The following is a 13,829-nucleotide window of genomic DNA, read 5'->3' as shown; positions in this document are numbered from 1 at the left end:
TTTTGATTGAGGGTTAGATGATTGTTGTTTGAAAGTTGGGTGAGAAGAATGTAGGGATCGCCCACCCCACTCCTAAACCACTACAGGTTGAATCGGCTGACCTAAAATTTGCTCAATCATTTCAGGTTGCATCGTTTGCAAATATTGGGGTTCAAACCCTGGTGGCAAAAACTCAAATAGGATGCGATTCTCTACCCAAAACTCGACTAGCCGGAAAGGTCCATCTCCCTGCTCACGAGTCAAAACGCGCCATCCTTCCCGTTGCCCAATCTGCTCAATCTGCTGCTGGGTTGTAGGGACTGAGATCGCAGCATGAACAGCGACCAAATCGGTAGACACAGCGGGGAGCAGGTGAGCTGATTGAGTATCAGCACCAGGAACCCATACCGTTCCTTTAGGGAACACCACAATCCCTGTACCGTAGCGATCGCAGGGCATCACGTGATAACTGTTGGGATAAAAGAATTGATAGGCTTTGCCATTCCAGATTTCTGCAAGAACACTAGCAACCCGTAATGGATTGTGAGCATCAATCGAAATATGGTGAATCATGAAAGTTACTCCGTTAAATTAAACAATCAACTAAACAGTGGGTGAGAATGCCTGCATCAGCATCATGAGTGTGAGAAAGGCAGAACCCATGATGCTAAAGGTGCGGGGCCAGTTATAGCGGATTAATTCTTGGATCACTTCCTCCTGTTTGCCACCTTTTTCCAGGCGATCGTGACGCGGTATTTCTAATGCCACTGTTACAACGAGGGATAACAGCCCACAGGCGGCATTAGCTAAAGCAATTTCTAGGGATACAGACTCAGGATGATAAAAAATTAGGGCGATCGGCAACAGAAAGTTAGCGAATCCTGGAAGAATCACCGGAAGCGGTATTTGACGTGAGTAATACGTGTGGTAGGTGATATATTCTTCTGCACCGACTTTAGCAAAGAGAGGATAAACTACAATTTGCCCAAACCAAGTTATACCAAGGTTGTAGAAGCCGAGCAGGGTACAAAGCAATAACAATCCGTGAGCAAAGTCCATAAATGTGATGCCCATTCTCAACGAATTTTTGAGATTTCCTATTTAGCAGTAAGGATAGCCTGCAAGTTTTCTGGACGGGTTGCAGTCAGGTATTGCTCACTCATGGTTGGCGGCAGTAGCTCCAACAAGACTTCGTTCTCCAGCCAAAATTCAATTAGTTCAAAATCGTCAGATCGTTTGCAGCGAACAGCTCGCCAGCCTTCTCGCTCGGCGATCGCATAAATTTGTGCCTCGCTGAGCGGCACCATAAGGTTTGCATGAGTTGCAGTATGAACTGGCACCTCAGAGGACAGATCAAAGAACTGTACACCTTTACCAACTGGATTCGGTTGGAGAACAGTCTTTTTGGGTAAAAACTCAATCAAACTGCCAAAGGAATCCATCGCGAAGGTAATGTAATAACCAGGGTGATTGGGAAATGGAGCCGCTTGCCCCTGCCATAATTCTGCAACGACTTTAGCGACATGAGAGGGATTGTTAACTGCAAGTGAGATGTGATTAATCATGTTGGAAATTCCTCAAAGATATAGTTCTGAACGTATTCAAACTGATGAATAATTTCTCCTGAATGATAGAAATATCTGCACTCTATTAATGAATTGTTCAACCATCATCGTTAACAAGTGATGATTGATTGATATAAAGAACTCAGTTGTCTTTACCTATCACTAGAATAAATAGTGATTCCAAGATTGCCAGCCAGAAAAAGTCAGAAAAAGTCTGAGACTAAAACCAATTCTTTTTAAGGTCACACAGTTTGAAGCGTGTCCCGCTCACGCAGAACATGCTTCAAACTGTGCAGTTTCATGTAGAAACGGTACAAGTTAGAAGAGATTTAGAGTTGGCGATCGCCCTCATATCGGGCTACTTCAGCCTTTTCTTTCAAAGGTTTTAACTACGACTGCAGCAATGTATCGAGCATTTTTCATTTGGTTAAACACACTAACCATTCTTCGAGAGTCTAGTTGTAAGAATAAATTATGAGAGGCGCACCCCTAAGGGGTGCGCCTCTCATAATTCTATTTAAATTGCCACATCTACAAGGATTCTGGTTCTTGCCCAGCTACGACGGGGGCGATCGCATTCAGCTTTAGCTCCGGATGTTCGCCCTCAACCTGCTGACAGTTCCACTCATTGCGGAACAGCAGCACCGGACGGCCCCAACTATCTTTTACCGTCACCGTGTTGAATAGGCGACCGACTTTTTGCAGTGCCTCCCAACCGCCATCTACCCAACGGGCAACGCTGTAGGGCAACAGTTCTATTGTGGTTTCTACACCGTACTCATTCTGTAGGCGAAACTGGACGACTTCAAATTGCAGTTGCCCTACCGCTGCCAATATTGGGTCACGTTTGGCTTCGTCCGCCGAGTACATGATTTGCACTGCGCCTTCTTCGCGTAGCTCCGTTACACCCTTGCGAAACTGCTTGAACTTGGAAGGGTTGGGGTTTCTCAAATAGGCAAACAGTTCTGGCGAAAAGCAGGGAATGCCTTCATATTCCAGCTTTTGACCGTTGTAGATCGTGTCACCGATCGCAAATACGCCAGGATTGTTCAAACCAATCACGTCGCCAGGGAAGGCTTCGGTCATCGACTCGCGCCCCTGCCCAAACAGCTTTTGCGGGTGCGAAAGGCGCACGGTCTTACCAGAACGGGCATGGCTCACCACCATGTCTTTCTCAAATTTGCCAGAGCAGACGCGGATAAAGGCAACGCGATCACGATGCTTTGGGTCCATATTCGCCTGTAGCTTAAACACAAAGCCAGAAAACTCTGGATGAGTTGGGTCAATATCACCCTGGCTGCTGCGCCGCGCCCCAGGCTTGAGCGCATAGTCCAGAAATGCATCCAAAAACGGCTCTACGCCAAAGTTGGTCATGGCGCTGCCAAAGAAAACTGGGGTCATTTTTCCCTGATGCACCAGATCCAAGTCAAGCTCGGTGCCAACGCCTTCCAGTAGTTCCAGGTCTTCCTTGAGCTGGTAGTACAAATCCTGGTCGAGCAGGTCTTCGATGCGCGGGTCGCCGAGTTCCACAACCGTATCGAGGGCTTCGCGACTACCATGAGCGCTGCGCTCAAACAGGTGAATTTGCCGTTTGCGGCGATCGAATACGCCTTTGAAGCGATCGCCCATGCCAATCGGCCAGTTCACCGGGTAGGTCTGTAAGCCCAATTCCTGCTCAATCTCGTCTAAAAGCTCCAGCGGATCGCGTCCCGGTCGGTCGAGCTTGTTGAAGAAGGTGAAAATCGGAATGCCGCGCATCCGGCAAACCTCAAACAGTTTGCGCGTCTGCGGTTCTAGACCTTTTGCCGCGTCTTCCAGCATCACCGCATTGTCTGCGGCTGCCAGCGTGCGGTAGGTGTCTTCACTAAAATCTTGGTGCCCCGGCGTGTCGAGCAAGTTAATCCAGTAATCGTCGTACTCAAATTGCAGCACTGTCGAGGTAATGGAGATGCCCCGCTGTTGCTCCATTGCCATCCAGTCCGAAGTGGCGTGACGCTGTGCCCGTCGCGCCTTGACCGCACCTGCCTCGTGAATTGCGCCTCCGTACAGCAACAGTTTTTCGGTTAGCGTCGTCTTACCCGCATCCGGGTGCGAAATAATCGCGAAATTCCGTCGCTTTTCAACCGCTGTTTGCAATTCTGCTTGAATTTCTGTGGACATGCGAGGATTTGGTGAATAGTCTCAGTATTCTATGGTAACGGGTATTGGGGGTTGGGGGTTGCGGGAAATACCCGATTCTAGAGTCTGATTCCCGTACTGCTTCACGAAAGCTTCCTGGTTCCTAAGCTGCCCCTACAAAAACCATTCGTCAAATGTACAACGCCTAACTAACGTTCTAGAAATTCTTAGATGAAGTTTGCTATGGAAATTCAGATTTCCATAGCTTTAAAGCCTTAAAGAAAAACTTGAACCTGTTTGGAGTTACTCCTCGCTGGCAAGCGAATACTAAAAACACTGCCTTTGCCCATTTCACTCTGTACCTGAATTGTGCCTTGATGAGATTGCACAATTGCCTGTGCGATCGCTAAACCTAAACCTGCTCCTCCAGTTTGACGAGAGCGATCGCTATTGACGCGATAGAAGCGATCGAAGATACGCGCTTGTTCTTTAGGTAGAATGCCGATTCCAATATCTTCGACCTGAATCAGTGCATGATGATCGTCTCGCTTGAGATGAACGATGACCTTGCCGCCACTAGGAGTGTATTGAATGGCATTCGTGATGAGATTCGCAACGAGGCGATAAAGTTGCTCCTCACTGCCGAATACCGTAATCGGTGTGTTTGTCTGAACGTCTGCAATGAGTGAGATATGTGAAGCAAGCGCGAGTGCCGAGAACTCTTCCACTAAATCATTCACTAAATCATTGAGATTACAAGGCTCCTGTTTAGCAGAAAATCCTTGTAAATCCATACGCGAGAGGAGCAACAGATCATGAACAAGCCCAGATAAGCGATTGTTTTGGCGTTCAACAGTACGCAGCGTATCCCAGGCATCCGCATCGGTTGCATCGGGTGTGAGAGTTGATTCTAAATTCGCCTGAATTGCCGCTAGTGGTGTTCGGAGTTCATGGGCAGCATCGGCGGTGAACTGCTGCATTTGACGGTAAGACCGATAGACGGGTTGCATCGCTTGTCCAGCAATCCACCAACTGGCAACAACAACGAGAAACATCGCACTGGGCAAGCCAATTAGCAGAATCAACCGAACCCAAACCATATGTCCATCAATGTCAGAGAGCGATCGCCCGACCTGCATATATCCCCATGCATCTTGGTTAGCCGTCTTCAGCAGCAAAGATAATTGCTTATAGCGAGTCCCGTCAGAAGCTTCTAATGTTTGCCAGGGTTCCGTTTCGACGCGCACAGGTAAGTCAGTTGTGATCTCACCGGCACTGGCTAACAACTGCCCAGATAGGGTGACAAAGCGAATGTAATATCCATGTTCTTGAAAGACCCCTAAATAGTGAACGGCTGTGGATTCATAGGCACAAGTTGTTCCAGCAATACAAAGCGATGGAATAAACTTTTGCACAATCGGTTCTAGCTTGCCCGGTTGTTGTAATGAAGCTTCTAGCCCATCATGCAGTGTGCCAGCTACCGACTCAATTCGGTGGCTTAACTCAGACACATGGCTATGTGCCATCGCTTTGTAGAAACCTACGGCACAAAGGGTGAGAATAAACCCCATCGTTCCGGCATATAGCCCTGCTAAGCGCAGTCGAGTGGTATGAAAAACTCGGCTATGTTTCATAGGTGTTGAGCTTGTAGCCCATGCCGTAGACGGTTTCAATTAGGTGATCGTAACCATACTCAGTTAACTTCCGTCGCAGTAGACGCATTTGAGCCGCGACTACATTACTGTTAAAGTCTGCTTCTGTTTGCCAGATACGGCTAATAATCTGGTCACGCGAAAGAATTTGGTTGGGGTGCTGCATAAAGTATTCCAATAGTTGAAATTCTTTGGCAGTGAGAGGAATGTTTTGCAGTTTTCCTGTATTTGTAGAAATTGAAACGGTTGATGTGGCGTAATCAAGAAGGAGATTGCCAACCTGAAGTTGAGGAGGTTGGATCTGAAGCGATCGCCGCTGCAATGCCCTGAGCCGTGCTAATAATTCTGCTATGCCAAAGGGTTTGATCAAATAATCATCGGCTCCGGCATCCAGTCCCATTACGCGATCTTCCATGCGATCGCGTGCTGTTAACATCAAGATGGGAAGAGGATTTTGCTTTGCTCGAAGCCGTTGGCAGAGTTCAATCCCTGACAATCCTGGGAGTAGCCAGTCAAAGATGGCAACCGTGTATTGGTTCCAGCCATTTTCTAGGAATTGCCACGCTTCCGTCCCATCCTTCACCCAATCCACAACGTATTTTTCGCGTTTAAGCGATCGCTCCAAGGCTGCACCTAAATCGGGTTCATCTTCAACTAATAGAACGCGCATGAGGTTTCATTTCTTCTGGAGCGATAGGTTGAACAGACTGCGTTTGGTTCGATTTGGGCATTAACATCTTACCGAATCGGGCATAGAGAGCGGGCAGCACAACCAGCGTCAGAGCTGTGGAGGTGAACAATCCACCCAGAACAACGATCGAGAGAGGCTGCAAAATTTCTTTTCCGGGTCCTCCGGCAATGACGAGCGGCAGTAATCCTAATGCTGAGGTAAAGGCAGTCATTAAAATTGCGTTTAGCCGCTCCATTGAACCTTTAATCAGTGCTTGTCGTAGAGGCACTCCTTGAGCAAATTTATTGTTGTAGTTATCGACTAACAACAAGCCATTGCGCGTTGCAACGCCAAACAGGGTGACAAATCCGACTAACGAAGCGACAGAAATAACCCCGCCTGTTAACGCAACAGAGAAGACTCCACCCACCAGTGCCAACGGCAAATTGATCATGATCATGGCAGTGGAGGCGACGGATTTCACTGAGAGATACATGATCACGGTGATGACCACAAAGGCGATCGCACTAAACACCAAAATGTTTTGCGTCGCCCGTTGTTCTGCCTCAAACTGCCCACCATAGTTTAGGAAATATCCAGCAGGAAACTGAACTTGCTCTGCCACTTTCGATCGGATTTCATTGACCACCGATCGCACATCTCGCCCATCCGTATTAGCAGCAACCACGATCAGTCGAGACACATTCTCCCGATTAATCGTGTTCGGTCCTGTCCCTGTGCGAATTTGAGCGACCTGCGCCAAAGGGATTTTCTGCCCTGTAGGGGTGTCAATAAGTAAATTGCTGATCGTATCGAGGTTGTTCCTGGCTTCTGGTTCCAGCCAAACCACCAGATCGAAGGTTTGTTGCTGCTCTAAGACCTGGGAAACGACTTTGCCGTTGAGTGCTGTTTCGATCGTATTGGAGAGTTCACCCACGGTTAGCCCATAGCGACCCGCAGCAGCGCGATCGAACTGAATTTGGATTTGCTCGATGGGAATTTGGGGTTCGAGTTGCAGATCCACTACTCCCTCAACCGTTTGCATGATCGCTTCCACTTCTTGTCCGAGAGAATGTAGTTGCTCTAGGTCAGCACCAAAGATTTTGACGGCGATCGCGCTACGAACGCCCGACAACACTTCATCCATCCGATGTGAAATAAAGCCACCAATGTTTGGGGCTACGCCTGGCAATTTAGCAAACTCTTCTCGTAGTTTCTCAATGCTGCCCTCTCGGTCTTTTAGCCCTTCTTCGCTTAAATCCACATCCAGGTGGGCGGTATTCACCGCAGCCGCATCACTGTCTCCGGGGGCACGTCCCGATCGCAACTGCACATATCGAAAGCGAGGATCGTCTTTGAGAGCATCTTGAATCGCAAACCCTGCACTATTGGTTGCTTGCAAGGATGAGCCAGGGTAGAGCATTAATGTGTTGACCAGATTTTCTTCCTGAAACTCTGGCAAAAACTCTCGTCCTAACGACGGTGCGATGACCAATGCCGCAACGAGAGTCGCCGCCGCGACGGTCAGAATCAAGCTAGAACGACGTAGGGAGAAGTCGATCAACGGTTGATAGATCCGCTTGAAAAAACGGGCTACCCAGGGTTCTGTTTCTGGTAAACGACCATAGGGCAGCAAAATCGCACACAAGGCAGGCGTAACCGTGAGGGCAGTCACGCTAGATGCCAACACTGCCACCATGTAGCCCAATCCCATCGGGATAAAAATGCTGCCTTCCACACCGCCCAACGCAAACACAGGAGAGAAAACAACAATGGTAATGATCGTCGCTCCGAAAACGGAGTCCCGAACTTCCTGGCACCCTTCCAGAACAACCTCTAACACTGGACGGGGATGGGCAGAATGCTTGTTTTCTCGTAAAGCACGGTAGACGTTTTCTGCATCAACGATCGCATCATCCACAGCAGACCCGATCGCAACGGCGAGTCCCCCCAGTGTCATGGTATTGAGTCCCTGCCCTAACCAATTGAGCGCTAACACCCCAAGCAACAAAGACAGTGGCAGTGCCACCAGACACACCAGCAAATTCCGCCAGTTCATCAAGAAGGGAATCAAAATCAGAGCAACAATGATGCTGCCTTCAATCAGTGCGGCTCGAACATTTTCGATCGACGCATCAATGTATTTGTCCTGACTAAAGGTGATATCCGCTTTGATATCTTGGGGCAACCCTGCCTGAATCTCCTGCATTGCAGACTCAATTCCACGAGCAACCGTGGGGGTATCGGCAAGCGGCTGTTTGTTCACCATCACGACGACAGCTGGTTTACCATTCAGACTGCTATCGCCTCGTTGAAGAGCTGCCCCAATCTGCACCGTCGCCACATCTGACAATCGAATCGGTGTACCACTGCGAGCTGTGATTACAGATTGCCCCAAATCATCAATGGTTTCTAATCGTCCAATACCCCGAATTAGGGTTTCTTTGTCTGGTGTGGTTAAAAAGCCACCAGGTGCGTTGACGTTCGCCGCCTCAACAGCTTCTGTCACGTCTTGCAACGACACATCAAATGCTTGCAGCCTTTTGGGATCAACTAACACCTGATATTGCTGGACTTCACCGCCATACACAACGACCTGAGATACGCCGGAAACTGCCAATAGCCGATTTGTAACTTGCCAATCTGCAATTCGTCGCAATTCCATTAAAGAAGTGCGGGATTCCTCTGGTGCTGTTTCATCCACCGTCTCGTCCACTGTAAAGGCAACCATCATCACGGTGCTAATCGGTGATGTGATTGGAGAAATTTGAGGCGTTTCAACGTTTTCAGGAATTTTGTCCTGCGCCTGCTGCAAGCGTTCAGTTACAAGCTGTCGTGCTTGGTAGATGTCGGTATTCCAGGTAAAGATGACTTTGACAACCGAAATTCCAGCGGCAGAGGCAGAGCGAACATCAGTCACGCCAGGAGTGCCATTAATTGCGCTTTCAATCGGCAGCGTCACCAGAGATTCCACTTCCTCTGGAGCTAATCCAGGCGCTTCGGTTTGAATTTCGACCTGGGGTGGAGCAAAGCTGGGAAACACATCCAGCGGCATCTGCATCACGGTACGAACGATCCAAATCGTTAGCACCATTGCGCCTAAGATGACTAGCCACCGACGCGCGATCGCCCACTTGATAATGGCATTGAGCATAGCAGTTTAATTTTTAATAGCGGTAGCAACCATCAATCCCCACACCCATCCAAATCGCAGTTTCTTTGCAGCCTGAATGTTGAATTGGGATGAGGTGAGAAAGTTGTGAAACTCTTGTTGCGTGTAACACTGTTTGTGGGCTGGATCAAACACCTTCAGTGCAACATCACAAAAGCGACACAGCAGAAAGTCTTTGCACCAATCTAGGATGATTGATTTGCCCCCTGGTTTGAGAACTCGGTTCATTTCTGCTAGCGCATCTAAGGGAGCGTCAAAATAGTGGAAAGAACTGGCACAAACGACAACATCAAAGGATTCGTTAGCGGAGGGAATCGCTGTTACGCTGCCCTGATGAAAGGAAACAGAAGAATAAGATTGGAGCTTTCTTTTGGCAATGGCTAGCATTTCTGCCGAGATATCGATTCCCACAATCTGCTGATTTGGGTGATCTTGTAGCAGCAATCGCTCAAACTCCCCTGTTCCACACGCTACATCAAGAACGATCGCCTGCGGAGAAATCTGCGCCCACTGCTTTAAGAAATTGAGAGTGTTTGTAACGTAGCCACGCCAACGTTGATCATAGATTTTGGCAAGGTGATCATATTGTTGCTGAACAACTGCTTCAATCATGTCATTCGTTCCTGTTTAACTGGCGATCGCCTCTCTAGCCAAACTATTGATTGAAGTTGAAACGCCCGTTTACCTTTTCACCATTGATATCCGTCAAAACTGCAACGTTGTACTCTCCAGGTGCTGTATCAGGCAAGGTAGCAACGTAATGTTGTCCCGCAGCATCGTATTCAAACTCAACTGTTTTTTGTGTTCCATCGGGTAGTTGAACTTGTCCCGTTACAGTCGCATCTGGAATCGCTTCGTGAGTATCTCCCTTTTGTAGATAGAAATCGAGATGTACGCCACTGGATTCTTTTAGAGTGACCAGTTCCAGGTGATACGGACCTGCTTCAACCACCTGTCCACCTTGTGAAGCACTTGTATCGTGAGCGGTGTCAGCTTGAGCCGTTGTTGCAGGGCTGGAGGATTCAGCAGCAGGAGACGTTTCCGGAGAGGCAGCAGGACTTTCTGAAGTTGTCGTTTGCTCTCCGCCACTGGCACAGGCTCCTAGAACGAATCCCAGGCTGATTAGAGCGATCGCAAGAGATTTGCTGAGTTTCATGGTTTGATTCCTCGCAGATAAGTGGTTGGTGAAAAAGCTTTAGAAGGCGACTTAATGATGCTGGTGCGGCGGTGCAGGTACTTCAGCATCTCGATGGTGTGGGTCTGCTGAATGCAGCAGTGCAGACTGATTGTCAGGTGTGGCATGATGCCCGTTGTGGGAATCTTCTAGGTGTTCCAGGGCAGTGATTGTCGATGGGAGTTGTCTGCGGTTTCGCCGATTTGACCAAAAAGCTCCTGCGGCAAAGGTGCCGATCGCCACCAATCCCCCTGCCGGAACAACAACCCACCAGGGTAGTGCTCCACCTGTAGCACTGGCTTCTGTGACTTCCGTTGCTGCTGCCTCCTCTGTTGCACTTCCTCCACGCAACGATTGAGCATAGAGTTGATTGGCACGTTGAGTGACGACGCGATCGCCTTCAAACAATCCACTTTTGACTTCAACTAAATCCCCGGCTTGCCGACCCAGCACGACCTCAACAGGTTGGAACGTGTTGCCATTTTGGACAAAAACAAGCTGCTGACCATTTGCCTCAACAAGTGCTGACTGAGGAATCACAACAATGGGTTCTGGGGTGCGATCAGTGAGCACTTCTAGTTCGGCAAACATTCCCGGTTTGAGTGTTCCATCCCCATTGTCTAACTCTGCTTTCACAGGCACGACTCGGCTCTCTCCTTCCACAACTGAGCCAATGGTAATGATGCGTCCTTCAAAGACTTGATCTGGAAGGCTCGATATCGTGACCCGTACTCGCTGACCCTGGGAAACCTGACTCAAATCCTTTTCATAGACGTTTGCGGTTGCGAGGACGGTGCGATCGTCCACGATCGTCATCAGGATTGCCCCTGCGTCTTCCGCCGACTGCCCCAACGTGACTTCGCGATCGGCGATCACCCCTGAAATAGGCGCTTTAATGGTAATCGTGCCATCTGAATTTGCCTCTGCCCCGAGTTGTTGAAGACGAGTTCTGTAAGTACCTGCGCTCAGTTGAGCGCGAGATTGAGCCACTTGAAGAGCAGTTTGGGTGCGCTCTACTTCGGTTCGAGCTTCCAACACTTCTAAGCGACTTTCAGCTTCGGTTAAGGCTTGTCGTGCCGATGCTAAATGTGCTTCTGACTCTAAGAACTCTCGTCTGGGGATGGCTCCTTGCTCTGTCAGTTCTTGATCGCGATCGTACTGCTCCTGAGCAACTCTCAGTTCGGTTCTTGCCTGGTCAATGGCAGTCTGAGCAATTTGCTGCTGGCGATCGTAGCTTTGTTGAGCCAGCCGTAAGTTAGCTTGAGCCTGCTGCACATCTCCCTGTCGCTCTGCGGAATTTTCTAACGCTGTAACGCGCAGTTCTGCCAGTTCGCCGCTTGTAATTACTGCCAGAGGTTGTCCCGCTTCAACGGTATCTCCTGGCTCAACTAGCAGCCTGACAATTGTTCCACCCACAGGATTCGTGACCTCTACTCTGCGGCTCGGAGAGGCTTCAATCTGCCCAGTTGCCTGCACACCAAACGCTAAAGATTGACGAGTGACAGGCTCTACTTTCAGCCCGATCCGCTCTGCGGTTGCATTATCGACCTCGAGCGCACCTGCGGATTGAGCCGACTGATTTTGGTGGAACTCGTCACCATGACCTGTATGAGCCAATACTTCGGCTGAGGTCACTAGCAGCAGCAGTCCAAGGCACGTTCCAGCGACGCGGTCTCTTGCTAATCGATTAGAGCATTTCAAAGTAGGAGCCATCGATAGTTCTGGGGCAGGGATAATGGTGCAAGTCTAGGACTTAACAAAAGTTGAAGAGCAGTATTGCAGGCAAATATAAAATGAGGATGAAATTTCTAGCACAAAACTCCCCCTGCTAGCGGTTAGGCTGAGGTATAGGGCTTTTGTTTCCCGCTAGATTCAGATTTAGACCGAGATCAACAGAGCGATTCAAGGATAGCGAAACGTAAGACAAGCCTCATTTCTATTTCACTCTTGGGTATCGTCAACTCAACCTTTTCAGGATTGGCAAGAGATTACTGGGTTGAAACCTGACGCATAATCTGAGCAACCCTCACTGCACAGGCATAGTTGAGCTTATTTTTTCACCTGCTGTTTTAAGTTGACAGTACTGTTGACAATACCTGATTTACCTGATGTGAAAATTCCTGGTGTTTATTCTTTGCCTGAACTGGTACAGGCGATCGCCCTTCACCCCGACCACTGGCCGCCGCTGGTGTTTACCAATGGCTGCTTTGACCTGATTCATCCGGGGCACGTGCGCTATTTGCGGGCAGCGAAAAAGTTGGGGCGATCGCTCGTCGTTGGCTTGAACAGCGACCAGTCAGTCAGAGCCATTAAACCCCAGACCCTAGGGCGACCTGCCCGTCCAATTGTGCCAGAAATGCAGCGGGCAGAAGTGCTGGCTGCGCTGAAACCCGTGGATGGCGTGGTAATCTTTGCTGAAACAACTGCCTGTCAATTGATTCAGACCCTTCAACCTGACATCTACGTCAAAGGTGGCGACTACAATTTAGAAACTTTGCCCGAAGTGCCTGACGTTTGGGACTATGGAGGAGACGTTAAACTGATCACGATCGAAATTTCAAGCTCCACGACTGCCATCATTCAAAGCATTTTGCAATCTGTCTGGGAGTAGAATAGTTCTGATGGATGAACCGCAGCCGCTAACATGAGTCGTTCAACTACCGATCCCACTTCCGCTCCACTACCCGGTTCAGACCTTGTGACTGATCTGCGTCGTCTCAACACTGAGCCTGAGAAAACCCAATTGCAATTGGTTCAACAACTGGCTGATTCAGGTGATTCAGGCTTAGAGACGTTGATGGAATTTTTGCTAGAGCGATCTCAGCAGCCCTCTACGACAGTAGGCAAGGCCTATCGGCTGTTGCGAACTGCCGACACAGCAAAAGCTAAGGAATTTTGTCAGACTCACTTTCCTCAAGGCGTTGTGCCTTTGCAGTCTGCCCAGGCGATCGACTATTCCCCCCTTCAGGATTTGCTCATTCAGCAAGACTTTCAGGCAGCCGATCGCCTCACGCTGGAGAAGCTCTGTGAATTGGCAGGCGAGACGGCAATTCAAAGGAAATGGATTTACTTTACCGAAGTCGACGGTTTTCCCGCAGTTGACCTAAAAACGATCAACTCGCTCTGGCTAGTCTATTCAGAAGGCAAGTTTGGGTACTCGGTGCAGCGAGAGCTTTGGCTGGGCACGGGCAAAAATTGGGAGAAGCTATGGCCGATGATTGGCTGGAAGTCAGGAAACAACTGGACACGCTATCCACAGGAGTTTACCTGGGATTTGTCTGCTCCCAAAGGTCATCTACCGCTGTCAAATCAACTGCGGGGAGTACGGGTGATTGCTGCAATGCTGATGCATCCAGCTTGGACAGAAAAGTAAGGGCGAATGGGCGTTTGCCCTTACTTGGGGGGTCTTTGAATCAAGCTGTTTGTGGCGATCGCTTTCTAACAGCAAATGCTTTAATCCAAAGACTTCTTCTGATCGTTCAACACCTAAGTTCTGTAA

Annotated in this window: 12 protein-coding genes; 2 read left to right on the top strand and 10 right to left on the bottom strand. The window is 49.1% G+C overall.

The features are described from left to right. Window positions 1-72 precede the first annotated feature (72 nt). The 10 genes from H6G00_RS21250 to H6G00_RS21205 form a co-directional block, all read right to left on the bottom strand. Window positions 73-552 (bottom strand): hypothetical protein, encoded by a 480-nt coding sequence (locus H6G00_RS21250; RefSeq protein WP_190798275.1) that lies wholly within the window; start codon window positions 550-552, stop codon window positions 73-75. A gap of 30 nt (window positions 553-582) precedes the next feature. Beyond that, window positions 583-1,053: a hypothetical protein gene (locus H6G00_RS21245; RefSeq protein ID WP_199318633.1), complete on the bottom strand. Its 471-nt coding sequence runs from the start codon at window positions 1,051-1,053 to the stop codon at window positions 583-585. 23 nt (window positions 1,054-1,076) lie between these two features. After that, window positions 1,077-1,544 (bottom strand): hypothetical protein, encoded by a 468-nt coding sequence (locus H6G00_RS21240; RefSeq protein ID WP_190798274.1) that lies wholly within the window; start codon window positions 1,542-1,544, stop codon window positions 1,077-1,079. 531 nt (window positions 1,545-2,075) lie between these two features. Next, window positions 2,076-3,704 (bottom strand): peptide chain release factor 3, encoded by a 1,629-nt coding sequence (gene prfC, locus H6G00_RS21235; protein ID WP_190798273.1) that lies wholly within the window; start codon window positions 3,702-3,704, stop codon window positions 2,076-2,078. Between the two features lie 233 nt (window positions 3,705-3,937). Next, window positions 3,938-5,296, bottom strand: a complete 1,359-nt coding sequence (rppB, locus tag H6G00_RS21230; protein ID WP_190798272.1) for a two-component system sensor histidine kinase RppB — start codon at window positions 5,294-5,296, stop codon at window positions 3,938-3,940. Beyond that, window positions 5,286-5,984, bottom strand: a complete 699-nt coding sequence (gene rppA / locus H6G00_RS21225) for a two-component system response regulator RppA (protein ID WP_190798271.1) — start codon at window positions 5,982-5,984, stop codon at window positions 5,286-5,288. Before rppA ends, rppB begins: the two co-directional genes overlap by 11 nt. Next, entirely contained in the window at window positions 5,965-9,138 is a 3,174-nt protein-coding gene (locus H6G00_RS21220) for an efflux RND transporter permease subunit (protein ID WP_190798270.1), read from the bottom strand. Before H6G00_RS21220 ends, rppA begins: the two co-directional genes overlap by 20 nt. Before the next feature lie 6 nt (window positions 9,139-9,144). Then, the gene (locus H6G00_RS21215) at window positions 9,145-9,768 is read right to left on the bottom strand and encodes a class I SAM-dependent methyltransferase (protein ID WP_190798269.1); all 624 of its coding nucleotides are present in this window, start codon (window positions 9,766-9,768) and stop codon (window positions 9,145-9,147) included. 43 nt (window positions 9,769-9,811) lie between these two features. Next, complete coding sequence (locus H6G00_RS21210; RefSeq protein ID WP_190798268.1) at window positions 9,812-10,312, bottom strand: hypothetical protein; 501 nt, start codon at window positions 10,310-10,312, stop codon at window positions 9,812-9,814. A 51-nt stretch (window positions 10,313-10,363) separates the two neighbouring features. Then, window positions 10,364-12,043 carry an efflux RND transporter periplasmic adaptor subunit gene (locus H6G00_RS21205; protein WP_190798267.1) on the bottom strand — a complete coding sequence of 560 codons (1,680 nt, stop codon included), beginning with the start codon at window positions 12,041-12,043 and terminating at the stop codon, window positions 10,364-10,366. Between the two features lie 361 nt (window positions 12,044-12,404). Here H6G00_RS21205 and H6G00_RS21200 point away from each other — a divergent pair, with 361 nt between their 5' ends. Together H6G00_RS21200 and H6G00_RS21195 are read left to right on the top strand one after the other, a co-directional pair. Further along, window positions 12,405-12,941, top strand: coding sequence for an adenylyltransferase/cytidyltransferase family protein (locus H6G00_RS21200; protein WP_242042418.1), 537 nt, complete (start codon window positions 12,405-12,407; stop codon window positions 12,939-12,941). A 33-nt stretch (window positions 12,942-12,974) separates the two neighbouring features. Next, window positions 12,975-13,703: a GUN4 domain-containing protein gene (locus H6G00_RS21195; protein ID WP_190798266.1), complete on the top strand. Its 729-nt coding sequence runs from the start codon at window positions 12,975-12,977 to the stop codon at window positions 13,701-13,703. The last annotated feature ends 126 nt before the right edge of the window (window positions 13,704-13,829 follow it).

The sequence above is a fragment of the Leptolyngbya sp. FACHB-541 genome (assembly GCF_014695875.1).
Lineage (GTDB): Bacteria > Cyanobacteriota > Cyanobacteriia > Elainellales > Elainellaceae > JAAUTN01.
This window is presented reverse-complemented; position numbering and strand designations above follow the sequence as displayed.